Raw genomic sequence first — 16,422 nt, forward strand, 5'->3', positions numbered from 1 at the left:
TAAACAGATTATTTTATTTTTCGTTTTGCGGAATATACAATGGAAGATTATAAAGAAATAATAAAACAAATGTTGCTTCGTTATTTCACTCCGATACAAGAACAAGGAGATGAAATGCAAATAAGCACTACGGATATATTGGAAATGGTACAAGGCATCATTCCGTCCAAACCTATTGACGAACACGATGTGTTTGAAGTAATGCAACAATTAGGATTCAAATATGAATTAACTATTGTTGATAATGAAAAAATGTTGTATCTTTGGACTATGTATAGAAGAGATTTTTTAATCTAAAAATTGTTGAGTTATGAAAGATTTATTAACATTACTATTAGCTTTTGTAATAGGATATATCGCCATCTTTTTAATAGTTCCTATATTAGGATTGTTGTATCTCTATTGGAAAACATTTCTGTTGGTACTTGCAATTATTGTTATAGGTGCTATATGTTTTGCCAACATTGATTATAAGAATTAAAAAATAATGTCCTTTGACAAAAACAGATTGATTTGGAAATTTGTCCTATCAATCTGTTTTTTTATGGCACAAAATACAATAACAACCAAAGGCGTTTTAATAATCAACGGAAAACAAGTTGAAAATACATTCAGTAGCTTACGGGCAACAACAGCAAAATTAGAAAAAGAACTTCGCAAGCTCACGCCAGGAACACAAGAGTTTATCAATCAAGCAGAACAAGTCAAAAAGGCACGTACTGCTTTTGAGAAAGTAAAACAAGAAATTCAAGCCACTACTACTGAAATAAAAAAAGCGGAGGAATCCTAAACAATTTTATAGAAAAGATGGGAGGGTTAGGAAATGCTATAACCTTCGTAGGTAGTTTATGGGGTGGTTGGAGAGGAGCTACAACGTTAATAAACGATCTACTAAAAATCTCCGATGCTGTTACCGATGTACAGAAAACATCGGGTTTGGCTCAGAAAGAAGTCGAGGGGCTTTGGAAAGAATTTGGCAAATTCAATACTAGAACCTCTCGTTTGGAGCTAATGAATATTGCTCAGATAGGTGGACGTTTGGGAATTACTGACAAAGAACAACTACAAGAATTTACTCGAGAAATTGACAAAATCTATGTAGCTCTGGGCGATTCGTTTCAGAGCGGATTGGAAGAAGTAACTACCAAAGTAGGCAAACTCAAAAACCTTTTTGACGAAACTAAAAACAGCGATTACGGAACTGCTCTTAATGAAATCGGTTCGGCACTCAATGAGTTGGGAGCTAACGGAACCGCCTCAGAAAGCAATATTACCGATTTCGCAACACGTATCGGGCAATTACCCAATGCGTTAAAACCTGCTATTGACCGAACTTTGGGATTGGGAGCTGCCTTTGAAGAATCAGGTATTGACGCTCAGGTTGCTTCGAGCGGTTATAGTAAATTTGTAATGGTCGCTGGTAAAAACTTAGAAGGTTTTGCTAAGCAGATGAAAATAACAACCGAGGAAGCAACCGCTTTATTTCGTACCAAACCCGAAGAATTTTTTATCAAATTTGGAGAAAGTATGAAAGGACTATCACCCGATCAATCAGCCAAAATGCTAAGCGGTCTGAAACTAAATACACAAGAGGTGCAAAAAGCATTGGGAGTGGCAGGAGATAATGCTAATCGCTTCCGTGAAATGATGGAACTTTCGAGTAAATCAATGTTAGAAGCTACCTCTATTCAAAACGAATTTAACCAAAAGAACGAAAACGCTGCTGCTGTTTGGGAAAAAATGGGGCGTGTTGTTAAGGAATTTTTGACCGATGGTGTAGTTCCTGAATTTTTTAATTGGATAACCAATATTGTAGGATACATTACAGGTATAGTTAACGAAGCAGGAAACAGAATGGAACGTTTCCGAGCAAGATTAAGTTTTCTTGTAAAAACACTATTGGTTGTAACAACCGCAGCTGTTTCTTATCGTGCTGCCGTGTGGTTAGTTGCACTTGCTACAAAAGAAGCGTGGCAACAAACCATTTTATATAATGCAGCAACGAAAGTTTGGCACGCTCTAACAATAGCTGGGCGCAGTCTTATCCTTACACTACGAGTAGCTTTTTCATTACTCACACTTCAAATTGGAGCAGCAAAAAAAGCGATGGACTCTTTCAATACTGCTACAAAATTAAGCCCTTGGGGGGCTATTCTCGCAGTTATTTCAACGGCTATCGTAGCTTATACTGCTTTCAAAAATAAAGTAGATGAAGCTGCCGAAAGTCAAAAACGAGCTAATGAATTGCAATCGGCAGTAAATGAGCGTATGGCAAGTGAGGTTCAAAAGGTTAATGACTTGGTTGCAGTTATAGAAAGCGAAATTACTTCACGAAAAGACAAAGAAAGAGCCTTAAAACAACTCCAAGAAATAGCTCCTGAATACTTTAAAACACTTGATATTGACAAGATTAAGACCCTTGAAGGAAAAAAAGCCATAGACGAGTATGTCAAGTCATTAGAGAAAAAATATCGGACTCAGGTATTGCAAGAACGTATGAATGCCAACAAGTCGAAGTTAGCTGATATGTCAAAAAACAAAGATGTAGAAGTTACATTTTGGCAAAAAATGTTCAATGTAGGAGGTTCTGAACTTGATAAAGACTTAGAAGCAACTTATGACCAGCAAATGGTAAAAGAAAAGGAAAGAGCGCAAGAATATCTAAAACAAGGATATAGTTTAGAAAAAGTAGAAGCCTTTTTGCAAAAACGAAAAAAAACACTTAATATTCTTTATGCTGAAAAAAATGCAGAAATGCGAAAACTCAAAAAGTCTATTACCGAAGATGAAGACGAATATAAAAAATTAGTTGAAGAAAATCCAAATTTAGTTTTAGGAGACACTCCCATAGATGACAGTCCCAAAGAAGGAGATACAAAAACGGAAAACGGAAAAACCTATGTGTTTAAAAATGGAAAGTGGGTTTTACTATCAGATGGAAAAAAATCTTCTAAATACACCGACAATGTTTCCAAAAAAGCGCAAGATGAGCTTTTAAAAGCCGAACGAGAATTTACAAAAAAAACAACAAGAATTACAAGACGAACGTACAGCTTTGCTTGAAGAAAGCCTCGATAAACAACTTTCGATAGTTGAAGTAAAATACGCTCGGAAAAAACTGGCATTACAACAAGAAAACGAAGATATACAACGCTCGATAGAAGATTTACAACAGAAAATACAAGAAGGCGAACAAAAACTTAAAGACCCTTCCGTTTCGGTTGCTGAAAAGAGCGATGTACAAGGAGCTATCGAAGCCTATCAAAAAACCATTAGTCAAAAACAATCTTTGATTGAACAAAACAATCAAAGAGAAATCACACTGGAAGAAACCCTGCAACGAGAACTGAATGTTGTTCGCGAAAAATATTCGATACAACAAATTGACAAGCAAACCAAAGACTATGAAAAAAGAATAAATCGGCTAAAAACAGATCAAGAGTTGGAAATTGCCGAAATCCAAACATTAGATAAAGCCAAACAAAAATTGGAAGAGCAAGGATATAAAGGGCAACTTTCAAAAATAAAAACCTTAGAAGACGCAAAAAAACAGCTGAAAAAACAAGCCAATAAAGAAATTTTGGAAATAACTTTGGAATCGCTTGAAATACAACAGCAACTACTGACAGATGCACTTAAAAATGCTTCGGGCGAAACTACTGAAAAACTTTTGGAAGACTTGGACAAAGTAAAAAACGGACTTGTGCAGGTTAAAAACACTCTAAATGGTGATAGTGAAGAGCAAAATATAAATTCTGTAAAAGGCACCGAAGCAGAAAACGTAGATGTTTTGGGCTTTACAGCAGGACAATGGGAAGATGTTTTTAACAATCTGAATACAACCGAAGGACAACTCAAAGCCGTTGATATGGCTATGCAAGCCCTTGCCAATGCAGGAAGCATGTTTACCGAAGCACAACGAAGTGCCAACGAAAAAGAACTTAAACAATTTACAGCATACCAAGAAAGGCGCAAAAGAACACTTGAAAATCAGTTAAATAGCGGACTAATTACCCAAGAGCAATATTACAACAGCGTCAAACAAATGGAAACTGATGCAGCTAACAAAAAGGCTGAACTTGAAGAAAAACAATTTAAAGCCGAAAAAGCAGGACGATTGTTTTCGGCAATAGGGTAACACGGCAGTAGCTGTTTCGCAAGCCTTGACCGCTCCTTTTCCGTTAGTCCCCATAATGGCAGGTATCGTTGGAGCGCTTGGAGCCGTACAAATCGGGATTATATCAGCTCAACAGCCTCCTGCACGACAAAGCTACGCACAAGGAGGTTATACATCAGGTTTAGGTTTTGCCGATGAAACAGGCCACGAAGTAGCGGGTGTAGTTCATAAAAATGAATATGTTATTCCTGAGTGGCTTCTTAAAGACCCGCAAGTAGCCAATATTGCTCAATGGTTAGAAAACCGTAGAATGGGAGCAGTAGCATCAGCGAGTAATAGCAATGGTTATGCAGAAGGAGGATATACAACGCATACAACTTCGGTAATAGCAGGAGCGCAAGACGAAACAAATCCTGCACTAACCCAAGCACTTCATCGTTTGGCAGATATAATGGAAAAAATAGACCGAGAAGGGCTTGAAGCCTTCCTTATTGCCGATGCTCAAAACGGAAAAAAAATGCACGATGCTATTAAAAAATACGAAGAACTGAAAAACAAGTCAAAACAATGAATTTTCAGCAAGAAAAAATATTTGAAGAAGATGTAGTTAATGAAATCTGCGATTTTATTTTCAACAAAGTAAATGACGTTTTCGGTAAAACAACCGATGTAATTATCTGCGGTTCAGTAGCAAAAATGTTTTCAGGATATTTGCCCAAAAACTACGAACCTAAAGACTTGGACTTTGTTGTACGGAACTATTTTGTATGGAGATATTTACGTACTAATCTGCAAAAATGGTTTCCTGAATATAAAGTAAGAGAAATAGAAAAAGAACGTGTTATTTTATACACTCGTACAGTTACTCTTGAATTTTGGGCAGGAGCAAATGATACACGTAAAATCAATAATAAAACCAATAACATAAAATATATAGATTATGAGTATAAAATTTAAAAAACGAGAACAGGAATGTGATTACATAACAACCAGAGGTGTTGCCACTTCGAATGGAGGGTATTTAACAGAGTTTATTAAAGTATGTTGGTGGAATGAAGTTCCTATACGAAATTGGGGGTTTTCTCCTACTTCAATTTATAAGCGTTGGTCGGAGAAGACTCCCGTTCCTTCTTCGGAATTAGTAACGATTGTTTTCCCTGAATATGATAAAGCGATTGATTATGAACACTTAAAAAATTTCCGTTACAAAATAGTAAAAGGTAATCCACACGGCTATACACCACCAGATGTCATCGAACTTAATTCAGATAAAGATTTAAAAAATATTCCTGCTACTAATGATGGAGCAGTGTCTTTTCGCGTTTCTTATAAAAATTTCCATTTACTCAAAGAAGGACGAAACGAAATAGAAATTGACTGTACCGTAGTAGCTACAAACAAAAACGGAATTGAAGAAGATTTAGGTAAACGTTCGTTTTCTATCATTATTGAAAAAGTAAAACAAGAAGAAATTACTGACCCATATATTACTACTGATAAAAACGAATACTATCTGACCTATATAAAAAGTACAGAAGAACTATTGGGCGATACTTCGGTTAAAGTATCATGTCATAATTTTCCTGAAATACGCAGATTGTATGCTGATATAATACTTACTTATCAAAATAATGATACTATTATTGCTGCTGCTTTCACAGGTTTCGCAGAACAAACTGTTCCTTCAGTTATTATTATGAATGTTACAAAAGGTTCTGATATTAAAGATATTCCCATTGGAAAGCACACACTTTCTAAGTTTATGTCTCAAATGCATACTTCTGTTTAGACAAAAAACATATTTTGGTACGAAAAGAAAATCCAAAAGCAGAATTTCTCAGAGCACATTTCAGTATGGTATTCTTAGGATATGACAAAAAAGAACAAACCATAGAACAAACGTATGAATATGTTTTCTTCAATAACGAAGTTACGTTGTATCCAGGAGAAGAAGTACAAGATTTTTTTGCAGAAATTGAGGCATTGGAACAATTACAAATCAATGAAACGGCGATTGTTTCACCAAGTAATTTGTTCAAAAGTTGTAAAACAGATATTACACTAACAGAAATTGACCAAAAGGGCAATAGTTACAAAACCGAAAAACTCAATACTATTTGGTTTTTGCCTGGTAAAAAACCCAAAGCTTATCCGTATTTGACCAACGGAACTATTCGCCGTACTTATACAAATTCGCTCGTTTGTGTTTCGGCATTGCAAGAAGAATTTCTAAGTAGAAAATTGGGTGAAATAGCTGGAAATTTAGTAGATACCACGCAAATAAATCTATCAAAAATGGTTGTCAATATGTCTTTTCGTAGATTTGTTGCCGACAAAACCTTTGGAGAATTGAACATCATAAAAAAAGGATCATTAGAATTGCACCCAATAACCAACGCTCCCCAAGTGATTGATGTTTTGTTTCAAAACCAAAACTTCTGCCCTGATTGGTTTTCATTTTCAGGAGAATTAGAGCAGTACGAAGACATTACCCATACCATTTCGGAACATATTCGCAACGGCAAAGACTTCAAAGCGCACGTAGAGCGAAAAACAACCCTTAAACTCAATACGGGGTGGTTACTTGAAGAAGAAATCGAACTGCTTACCGAATTGATTGTTTCTCCTTTGTGCTTTGCCAATATTAAAGATAAATGGATAAGACTTATTCCGATAAGTAAAAAATCACTTGTATATGACACCTCGCAGAATATACGTAGTTTTATTGTTGAATTTCAATTATCAAATCAGGACTAATTATGAGAGATTGTTTTGTGGCTGAAAATTTTGCGTTGGATTTGCGCCGTGTTAAAATATCATACGTAGAGCAAAGTCCTCGTTTTAAAGATACATTTTTTACCAAGTATTCTTTTCCTTTTTCCTTCTATATGGACAAAGATTTGCGTACAACAATAGGTAACTATACCAGCTTGAACGTTACCAATCTGAGTGGAAAGCACCAAGGATACCACGTAGTGGAAGGGAAAATACATAAAGGTACGCTTGAAATCTTGGAAGTACAAGGAAATCTTGTTCAAGCACAAATTGATTCAGGATTTGAAGAATTGCCCAATTTTGAAAAAAAACTTGCTGAATTGCCCTTTGAAAGGGTAAAAGTAAATAATATTTACTCGCACGCCAACGAAGTTTGCAGGAAAAAATATCCCGAAGTTGCTTATAATTTTCCGAGAGTTATTTACAACAAACACAAGTCAGACGAGAAAGGTTGGGAACGATTTAATCAATTTATAAACGATAGGCAAAACGGGCAATTTGTAGTGAATGAAACTACACCGCACGTCAATCGAAACATAATGCACCCAATGCCTTATTTGTTGCACGTATTAACCGTGGGGTTTTCAGATGCTGGATACAAATTAGCAGGCGATATACTCGAAGATGAAGATTTCAAACAACGAGTTATTTTTTCAATAAACGAGGATTTTTCTTCAAGTGCTGACCAAAAAACAGATATTCGGATTCGTTCTTCAGAATACGAAAGTTTTGTAGATAATACATATTATTTTAATAAAGAAATTCCGATAAACTACGTTGGAAAGTATCAATTATATGGATTGCTTTCCGTTGGAGGGAAAGGGAAAATAAAAATAAGTGTCAATGGTTTTAGCATTTACGAAAGCACTACCTTAGATGCTAACTTGCTTATCAATTTTGATAATAACACTCGGGGCGGTGTACTGAAAATAGAAATATGGGTGCAAAATTCAACGCAAATTACATATTTTGATGGCACACTTCAAAAGCGGATTTATATTGATAATGGTTCAAAAACATTTGAAATTCATAATTTTAACGAGATTAACTTACAAAATAATGTTCCCGATATTACTTTTGGTGAATTGGTTACTCAGTTGAAAAATTGGAAAAACTATGATTTGGAAATTATTGGCAACAAAGTTTTTATGAATCGAGTAAAACCTTGGGTAAGCCAGCTTGTTGATTTTCGTCCATTTGAAATAGAGCAGCCCACCCGAGTTTTTAATCATAAACGAAGCTTCCATTTGTCATTTGTTGAATTGGACAATTATCCACTTAATAGCGTTTTTATTGACCAAAACGAAATAAAAATGAACAAATCCACAGGACAAGAAACTACTTCACTGAAAATCAATGCATATTGTTTGCCTGTGGAAACATATCGAGGTGTTCCTACAGCTGCTATCAAAAAAGATGATACTTCGGTTTTAGGTCTGATTTATTACAACGGACTCTACGAAGGTGATAATTTAGCTCAAAACCCCGCAGGATTGCATTTGCCTGAAATTCTTAGTATCTGGGCAGATTGGTTTAAAATGAGAATTGATAGTTCGGAACTCAAATGGAGTTTCATTTGCAAAAAAAATGCAATTCGGCATATCAATATTCGTGACACACTCTATGCTTATGGGCAAAAACTTTGGATAAAAGAAATTACTAAAAACGTAATAGACCAACAAATGTATCAAGTCGAATTGGTTACGGAAATCGTAAAATAATAATTACTTTACCGAAAGTAAATGACTATAATCTTCGGGAAGTTCGGCATCAATGTCCCGAAGATACTTTTCTAATGCCGTAATGGTTGTATGTCCAGTGATGAGCATCAATTCTGATTTGGATTGAAAGGGAGAATATTTTTTGCGCAACTCTTGATACAATTTCGTAATATATGTATGTCGAAAGGAATACAAACCATAATCTTTGCCCAAGCCCAATTCTTCTTTTACTTTTTTAAATCGCTTGCTCCAATAATCTCGTTTGTTGGTTTCAGCAGTATCCCATTCGCCTACACCATTCGGAGCAAAAATGAAAAACTCAGGATTTTCATCTTTCAAATACTGAATATCTTTAAAAAGTATTTCGGGGATAATTTTAATTTTAACCAATTTATTTTTGGCTCGAACATTCAGTTTAGCATCAACAAAATCAATATCTTTTACCTGCAAGCGGCATACTTCTATTGGGCGCAAAAAGTTATATGATACAAATTTCACAAACAGCAAAAGGGCTTTGTCTTTCTGTTCCAAAAGAGTAAAAATGCTTTCTTCTTGCGTTTTTGTATAAGTTTTATTACGCTCAGGCTTAGCTTTTAATACCTTGATTTTAGTAACAAAGTTTTCGGGAATATACTCGTTATCTTCCAAATATTTAAAGAAGATTGATAGACTTGAACGTGTATTATTCCTATTTTTTGGGCTTGTATGCTCCAACACATCATTAAGAAAATTCAGTATCGTTTTCTTAGTAATGGATTGTACAGAACGCCCATAGAAAGCATTGGAGGTAAGCCATTTTTCAAATAATTTCAATCTGTATTTATAATCTTTGAAGGAGCTTTCTCTCATTGTGGCTTGTGCGTTTTTTAAAGCCAATTCAAAGGCTTGTTCAATACCAATGATTTTACTTTCATTATAGGTGTTTTCGTAAGGATTGATAGTACCTTTAGCCAATGCCTTTTCAAGTGCATCTCGAAGTACTTTAATAGCTTCTTTTCTTTCGAAAAATTTTTTATATTTTCGATTAACTCCTAAATATATGGGAGTTTGTCGCTCCATCAATCCCGTTTTAGGATTTCGAAAGGAAAAATACACATACCAACGCTTAGATAAATCGCCATTAGCATCATAAATTTTGGGCGTAGTATATAGACCTCTGTTTGTCATAGCGTATGCGTTAGTGTATTCGGTTTCGTATGCGTTTTTTAATTTGTTGTAAAAATCAGACATAAAAAAAGAGTGATTTAAACATACAAATCACTCTTTTTCAATTATTTATATTTTCGTAGCGAAGGGGGGACTTGAACCCCCGACCTTTGGGTTATGAATCCAACGCTCTAACCACCTGAGCTACCTCGCCAAATCTTATTTGCGAACGCAAAATTACATTTTTTTTTTTAATCTACCAAATTTTAGATAAAAATATTTCAAAAAAAACTCTGTTTTTCAACAGAGTTTTATAGAAGACTTTGAATATTAGAAGTTTTATTTCTTTTTCAAAATATAATTCTCAGCAAGTTCACTAGTTATAATATTCCCTTCAATATCTAAGTATAATACTTTGTCCTTTTCAACTTTGTACAGAGCGGACATATCTTTAATACCATCTAAAGTGATTATACCTCCTATAGTCCAAGAGAATTTTCCTTTGTAAGTGTCTTTTAATACCTCTTTTTTACCCAAGTATTCTTGAGTCAATTCATAGGTATCATCGCTATTCAATTTTAAAGTTGTTTTAATTCCTTCACAATCTGCACAAGGAAGAGTTCCTTCATAAGAACCTTCAAAGCCATCTACTTTGAGAGTGTTTTCTATTTTTTCCATAGTTTTGCTTACTGCTATTTCAGCATTTTCCATAGATTGTTCAGCAACTTCTTTTGCTTTGTTTGCATTGTTGCAAGCTCCCATCATAAGAGCAACTACACTTAGGGTAACAAAAATTTTTTTCATACAATCAATTTTTTTTAATCATAAACTTAAAAAAACACATCAATAATTATGCCAAAAATGTATATTCTTTTTATAAAACTCTTCTAAATTTATTACAAAGACATCTAATAAATTGATTTTATTTTCGTTAAGTGAATTTTTATTTTGTTAAGTATTAAATAAGTGTCTTACAAACTGATAAAAAAGTATATTTTTTTGTTTCAAACTATTATGTTTCACTTTGTACGTTCTCATCGCCTCTATTAGTTAAAATCCGGAGGTGTTAAATTGTCATTTTTTGCCTCAAAAATTGATTTTTTATTACTTTTTTGCTATCAAAATAATATTTTTAGCTTATTTAATTGTAAAATAAACCATTTACAGATTTAAAAAATCTTGAATATTATAATCGTCCAGAAGACTATTTATTCTACATTGATAGTAAGTACTATCGATTGCCCAGAAAGTTTATCTGTTATCGTTACATTAGCGGTACCTGCTTTTTTGGCGTTAATATTAAGGAAATATTTCTTTTCAAACGAAAAAGAATCTAACTCTACAATGGCTACACTTTTATCTGAACTGCTAAAGGTAAAATCACCACTTCCTGTAATAGAAACTGCACTTGGGTAAGTTCCTACTAAAAAATTACGAGTTGCTGAACTTCCTACGAAAGCCAAATCAGGTGCTTTTTCTACAATAACATTTAAAGTATAAGACGTATCGCCGTCAGAAACTTCAATTGTAGTGCTTCCTGCTTTTAATCCGCGTACATAGATGTAATAATCGCCGTATCCATCTTTTGCCGCTCTTGCGGTGACTATCGTCGGGTCATGCGAAGTGAAAATCGTAGGTTCACCTGAATATATCTGCGTGGTTTCTTCTTCGCCCTGTGTTACGGTAAGATTTTTTCGTCCAATATCTAATTTTTCCACTACTTTTACAGTAATCACTTTGGTCTGATTACTTTGTGTATCTTTGAGGGTAATGTTTGCTTCTCCTTTTTTAAGACCTTGCACTGTGATAGTGTTACTTGCTAAGCTAATAGAAACAATTTCTGGCATTGAAGAAGTAACTTCATAACTGCCTGAACCTGAAATAATATTTATTGTTTTTGTTCCTTTCTCAGTAATTACCAATGTCTCTGACGATACTACTAATCCGGATGCCGCAACACTTACTCCTATTGTCTCAATCTTATTTGTCTTAGTGTCAGTAACTTCTACTTGCGTTATTCCTACTGCTACGCCTGTGATAATGATTATTTTATCTTTTATAGTAGCTTCTGCTATGGCTTTGTCTTTTGATACAGCTGAAAAAGGTCCTTCTCCCGAGAGAATGTTTATATCTCTGGTTTCTCCTATTTTTATTGCAATGCTCTTATTATCTAAAGCAATTGACTTCCAAACATTTACTTTGATTACAACGCTTTTTTCTTTGCTGTCGGTAATTGTTACGGTTGCTTGTCCTTCCGCTTTTGCCTCTATGGTAACTTGATTTGCTTTGACAGAAGCAGTTACTTTGCTTTCGTCAGATGACTTTACACTATATCCTCCATTCCCATCAGTAATGCTAACAATTTCAGAAATTCCCACCAAAAGCCCCACTTCGCTCTTATCAATTGTTAAATTTTTTACAGGCTGCTCCACCTGCTTGTTATCATCTTTGCTACAAGAGATTGTCCCTACTAATCCTATACTGGTTAGTCCTAATAATAAACCTATTTTCTTCATTATAATAAATTATTTACTTGTTATTTTATCTTCATAATCGCTCCAAACTTCTGCATTTTTGTAATCATCTACACGTGCTACAGGAACATAAATATGCTTAAAAGCAGCCAATTCATCATTGTACAACGAACCTTCTAATGTAGGAGGCATTACAGGTTTCATCGTAATAGAAACCAAACTCTCACAACCTGAGAAAATATTTTCCCCCATATTGGTTACTTTAATTGGAATGGTAATAGAGGTCAGTTTTGTACAACTTAAAAAGGCTTGTTCCTCAATGGTTGTAACTCCTTCTCCTATGGTTACTGAAGTAAGATTACTGCAATCCCAGAAAAGAGTGGCTGATAATTTAGTAACCTTGTTTGGAATTGTGACACTTGTTAAGGCTTTACAATCTGAAAAAGCAGATATTCCAATTTCTTCAAGGGTTCCAGGCAGTTCAATAGAAGCCAATTTTCCGCATCCATTAAAAGCGGTATCTCCTATATGAGTTAATTGATTTGATAATGTAATGGTAGTCAACTCTCTACAGTCTGAAAAAGCATCTGATTTCAATTGTTTTACTCCGTCAGGAATAACCACATTGTTAAGTTTATGACAGGATTTGAATACTGATTCTCCCATTTTTGTTAGTGTTTGAGGTAATGTGATGGTTACTAATACTTTACAACTATAAAAAGCACTGCCCTCTATGGTAGTTACCCCTTCTGGAATCACTAATGATATTAATGGAGAATTTTCAAAAGCACGTTCTTTTATGGTTTTCAGTCCTTTAGGTAAAGTAATATTCGCTATTTTTGAACCTAAAAAAGCTCTTGCTCCGATGGAAGTTACCTTGCTTAGCACTGGGTCATTTTCCATATCAAGAGTTGTAAGTTCTTCGTCAAGCCATTTTACCAAGGTTTCTTTATCGTTACTCAATTGATAATAACTTTCTGGAATAGGCGTTTTTACGATTACCTTAACGTGTTGTGCCTTATTGGTTTTGGTATCAGTAACGGTTATTGTAGCTGTACCATCGGCAATAGCTGTGATGGTAATATTTGTTCCTGAAAGCTCGGCAGTTGCAACAGGTTCGTTATCAGAAGCTACTGAATACGTTCCACTTCCTGATTGTATTACAATTGTTGCTTTTTCAGCTTTTTGAAGAGAAACTTCCACTTTATCCAAAACTAATGCGTTGATAGTAACACTGATAGAAACTTTCTTTCCTTTGCTATCGGTCACGGAAATATTACTTTTCCCTGCTTTTGTCCCGTAATGGTAATTACTCCCTCTTTTTCAGTAACCGCTACGTTATCATTATCCGATTTAAGTTGGTAACCTCCATTTCCTGAAACAATTTTTATGGTTTTGCTCTCTCCCTCTAAAATAGTTAGAGCATCATTCTCCACCTTGATTTCGTGAACAACAGGTGGTTCTTCTACTTTATTGTTATCTTTTCCACAAGAAACGAACATTGCTAATGTAATCATTAGCCCTAAAATAAATTGTATTTTTTTCATTTGATAATAAAATTAGTTAATTATTGAGAGTGCAAATATAATTATTTAAACTGAATAAAAATAACAATTTGATAATTTTTTTTATAAATAATTTGTATTAACTAAAAAATATAGCAAATACAAGATTTTATCTCCTAATTTCCTATCTTCCAAACCAAAAAAAGAGCATTCATAAAGTCTCAGACCTTACAAATGCTCTATTATAAAACACGTAATTATTATGAAACAAACTCTATTTAGGAAGAACGAACTTAAATCCTTTCCCACGAATTACAAAATTTGTATCACGAACTTCTTCAATATAAACAGAATATGTTCCTGTCTTTACTGAAAAACTGTCAGGATATGGATACGATTTTATTTCTACTCGAACGTTTTGTTTTTTTTGAGGATTAGCAATATGAGAAACGCGTACGGCACTTCGTTGTATAAATCCTTCAAAAAAGCCATATGGATTCATACTATGAGATAAAACAATTCCTCCATTAGGTTGTTTTATCACCATTTTAGGTTTTATATATAAAAGTGTACGTGATGAACTATTATAATAACCTATCTTGTCTGCAATTCCTTCCGACTGTACTAATATCTTGAGCTTTTTGGGCTCTACATTTTTCGAAATAGCCGTAATGGTGGCTTCACCTTCATTCAGAGCTTTTATTTCTAAGATATTGGTACGACCATTCCATTTAACATCTAAAATTTCGTCAGGATCATCAATCTTTAAATTGACAATATCACCTCCACCTGTTAAACTAATAAATTTACTTTCGTCTCGAGGAAACAATCTAACAAAATCCTGGCTGATGCTTATCTCTTGCGGAATTACATTTATTTTAAGATATACTTTTCTATCATGAGAAGTAATAGTAGCAAAAGTTTCTCCTTCAAGCAATCCTTTAATTTTCAGCGTGTCTTTATGAATAGTTACCTGAGCGAGTTTTGAATTTTCAACGTTTGCCAAAAATTTCTCATTCCCTCCTGATAAAACAATCTTTCTTTCAGTAAGTTTATTTATAGAAATCTCTTTGAGCGACTCACTCCCCTTCCCTATTTTAATTTCTGGATACTCATCTTTGTTTTCTTTTTCACAAGACATCAATCCCATAAAAACAGCTAACAAACTCATTATTATAGTATGTTTCATAATAACATTATTTACTTTTAAAAATATCAATTGCATTACAATTTCTTTCGATGTCAGGCTGAGCGAAGTCGAAGCCTCGTCATTATAAGGCTTCGATACACATACTCGCTTTCGCGACTTTGCTCAGCCTGACAAAAATTACTTACTTTTCTCTATATCATCTTTTCTATTTACAAAATGTAAATGATTTTACTTCACATCTAAGTAATAATCCAACTCCCACTTCATATTTGGAGTCTCTTCGATGATGATTTTTAGCGTTTGCTTCCCTTTTTTAGGAAAAGTAAGCTGATTATTGGTCGGAAATACCTGTTTTGAGTTTATAAAATACTGGATTTTTGCATTTTTGTTCGCCAAATCATTATAATATAGGTCGATTGTTTGAGGACATTCTCCATCAATGTTAAGAGTACGCAAATGCGGAACACGTTCCATATCATTTTGACTTCTTATCATATTGCTAGTAATCGCATTTATCTCTTTTGAAAAGTCAGAAAATTCAACTCCTTTTAAGGCACGAACTTTTATTTTATAACTTTTCTGAGGTTCCAAACCAGTAATCAAATATTGATTTGTTTGAGACTTTCCTACGGATTGATTATTAACAAAAACCTCCCATTGCAGCCGTTTGTCAACTTCTTTGTCCCATCTTACTTCAATTTCTCGCTGATATCCTCTAACAGAAACTCCTGTTGGAACTGAAACACCTCCACCGCCACCATTGCCCTGATAAACCAACGAAATATCATCAATGCTAATGAAACCACTACTTTGCGATACATAAAAAGCAATTCCCATTTTGTTAATCCCAACAGGAACGGTAAGCGTAACTTCTCGTTTTTGCCATTGGCTTGTAAAAGAAACCTTTCCGAGAGCTTCCCTCTTTATTCTGTTATTTCCATCAAACCAAGATACATAAAGCTCCATATTTTGGGCAGGTACGTCTCCTTTATACCAATATGACAAAACGTATTGTGCATTTGCCTCTACATCAATTACATTTGTCTCTCCTTCTTGACGAAGATAAAAAGTTCCTGCATTAGCATAAATTTTAGCAGCATAACTTCCCGAATGTGCATCGGAAGACCGCTGATAAGCAAATCCATTAGGAAAATACCAATTATCAGGTCTGCTCGAACTTCCTTCTTCAAACCCTCCGTTAGGGACTAAATTACTTTGTGCTTGGGCAACCAACCCCACCATTAAAAATAGTATGAATAATCTGTATTTCATCTCTTTTTCTATTTATATCTGTTTGATATTATTTTATTGTTTTTAATTTCTTAATAAAGTTTTATGAATTAAATAAAATCTCATCAAAAAATTTATTCATTCCAGATGATTTAACTCATCTATCATTTTGTTTTCTTTCTAAAAAACCATAAAAACTTTTTAAATTATCTATTTTTTATTGTTTTTTATCAGGGACATACTCTATCCCTAATAATTTTTATCCTTCTCCAGTAGGGAAACACTCTATCCCTGATGATTTTTA

The 16,422-nt window shown here is 34.2% G+C and carries 17 protein-coding genes and 1 tRNA gene; 10 read left to right on the forward strand and 8 right to left on the reverse strand.

Annotated elements, in window-relative coordinates; genetic code table 11:
- Nucleotides 1-39: 39 nt before the first annotated feature.
- From OO775_RS06810 to OO775_RS06855, 10 genes are all read left to right on the forward strand, one after another.
- The gene (locus OO775_RS06810) at nt 40-297 is read left to right on the forward strand and encodes a hypothetical protein (RefSeq protein WP_264846332.1); all 258 of its coding nucleotides are present in this window, start codon (nt 40-42) and stop codon (nt 295-297) included.
- 13 nt (nt 298-310) lie between these two features.
- Nucleotides 311-481, forward strand: coding sequence for a hypothetical protein (locus OO775_RS06815; RefSeq protein ID WP_264846333.1), 171 nt, complete (start codon nt 311-313; stop codon nt 479-481).
- 63 nt (nt 482-544) lie between these two features.
- Nucleotides 545-790, forward strand: a complete 246-nt coding sequence (locus OO775_RS06820; protein ID WP_264846334.1) for a hypothetical protein — start codon at nt 545-547, stop codon at nt 788-790.
- Between the two features lie 17 nt (nt 791-807).
- Complete coding sequence (locus OO775_RS06825) at nt 808-3,063, forward strand: phage tail tape measure protein (protein ID WP_264846335.1); 2,256 nt, start codon at nt 808-810, stop codon at nt 3,061-3,063.
- Entirely contained in the window at nt 3,056-4,138 is a 1,083-nt protein-coding gene (locus tag OO775_RS06830) for a coiled-coil domain-containing protein (protein WP_264846336.1), read from the forward strand. The genes OO775_RS06825 and OO775_RS06830 overlap by 8 nt, the downstream gene beginning before the upstream one ends.
- 55 nt (nt 4,139-4,193) lie before the next feature.
- On the forward strand, nt 4,194-4,688 hold the full coding sequence (locus tag OO775_RS06835) for a hypothetical protein (protein WP_264846337.1): 495 nt from the start codon (nt 4,194-4,196) through the stop codon (nt 4,686-4,688).
- Entirely contained in the window at nt 4,685-5,074 is a 390-nt protein-coding gene (locus OO775_RS06840; protein ID WP_264846338.1) for a hypothetical protein, read from the forward strand. Before OO775_RS06835 ends, OO775_RS06840 begins: the two co-directional genes overlap by 4 nt.
- Nucleotides 5,058-5,906, forward strand: coding sequence for a hypothetical protein (locus tag OO775_RS06845; RefSeq protein ID WP_264846339.1), 849 nt, complete (start codon nt 5,058-5,060; stop codon nt 5,904-5,906). Before OO775_RS06840 ends, OO775_RS06845 begins: the two co-directional genes overlap by 17 nt.
- Before the next feature lie 14 nt (nt 5,907-5,920).
- A complete protein-coding gene (locus OO775_RS06850; RefSeq protein WP_264846340.1) occupies nt 5,921-6,874 on the forward strand; it encodes a hypothetical protein in 954 nt (317 codons plus the stop codon).
- A 2-nt stretch (nt 6,875-6,876) separates the two neighbouring features.
- Nucleotides 6,877-8,613, forward strand: coding sequence for a hypothetical protein (locus OO775_RS06855; RefSeq protein WP_264846341.1), 1,737 nt, complete (start codon nt 6,877-6,879; stop codon nt 8,611-8,613).
- Between the two features lie 3 nt (nt 8,614-8,616).
- Here OO775_RS06855 and OO775_RS06860 read toward each other — a convergent pair whose 3' ends face one another.
- The 8 genes from OO775_RS06860 to OO775_RS06895 form a co-directional block, all read right to left on the reverse strand.
- Nucleotides 8,617-9,843, reverse strand: coding sequence for a tyrosine-type recombinase/integrase (locus OO775_RS06860; RefSeq protein WP_264846342.1), 1,227 nt, complete (start codon nt 9,841-9,843; stop codon nt 8,617-8,619).
- 56 nt (nt 9,844-9,899) lie between these two features.
- Nucleotides 9,900-9,973, reverse strand: a tRNA-Met gene (locus tag OO775_RS06865).
- A gap of 125 nt (nt 9,974-10,098) precedes the next feature.
- Nucleotides 10,099-10,563: a copper resistance protein NlpE gene (locus tag OO775_RS06870; protein ID WP_264846343.1), complete on the reverse strand. Its 465-nt coding sequence runs from the start codon at nt 10,561-10,563 to the stop codon at nt 10,099-10,101.
- Nucleotides 10,564-10,967: 404 nt separating this feature from the next.
- Nucleotides 10,968-12,275 carry a hypothetical protein gene (locus OO775_RS06875; protein ID WP_264846344.1) on the reverse strand — a complete coding sequence of 436 codons (1,308 nt, stop codon included), beginning with the start codon at nt 12,273-12,275 and terminating at the stop codon, nt 10,968-10,970.
- A 9-nt stretch (nt 12,276-12,284) separates the two neighbouring features.
- Complete coding sequence (locus tag OO775_RS06880) at nt 12,285-13,502, reverse strand: leucine-rich repeat domain-containing protein (RefSeq protein WP_264846345.1); 1,218 nt, start codon at nt 13,500-13,502, stop codon at nt 12,285-12,287.
- A complete protein-coding gene (locus tag OO775_RS06885) occupies nt 13,499-13,780 on the reverse strand; it encodes a hypothetical protein (RefSeq protein WP_264846346.1) in 282 nt (93 codons plus the stop codon). The genes OO775_RS06880 and OO775_RS06885 overlap by 4 nt, the downstream gene beginning before the upstream one ends.
- A 232-nt stretch (nt 13,781-14,012) precedes the next feature.
- A complete protein-coding gene (locus OO775_RS06890; RefSeq protein ID WP_264846347.1) occupies nt 14,013-14,927 on the reverse strand; it encodes a hypothetical protein in 915 nt (304 codons plus the stop codon).
- Nucleotides 14,928-15,116: 189 nt separating this feature from the next.
- Nucleotides 15,117-16,160, reverse strand: a complete 1,044-nt coding sequence (locus tag OO775_RS06895; RefSeq protein ID WP_264846348.1) for a carbohydrate binding domain-containing protein — start codon at nt 16,158-16,160, stop codon at nt 15,117-15,119.
- Nucleotides 16,161-16,422 lie beyond the last annotated feature (262 nt).

The organism is Capnocytophaga catalasegens (assembly GCF_026005215.1).
Classification (GTDB): Bacteria; Bacteroidota; Bacteroidia; order Flavobacteriales; family Flavobacteriaceae; genus Capnocytophaga; species Capnocytophaga catalasegens.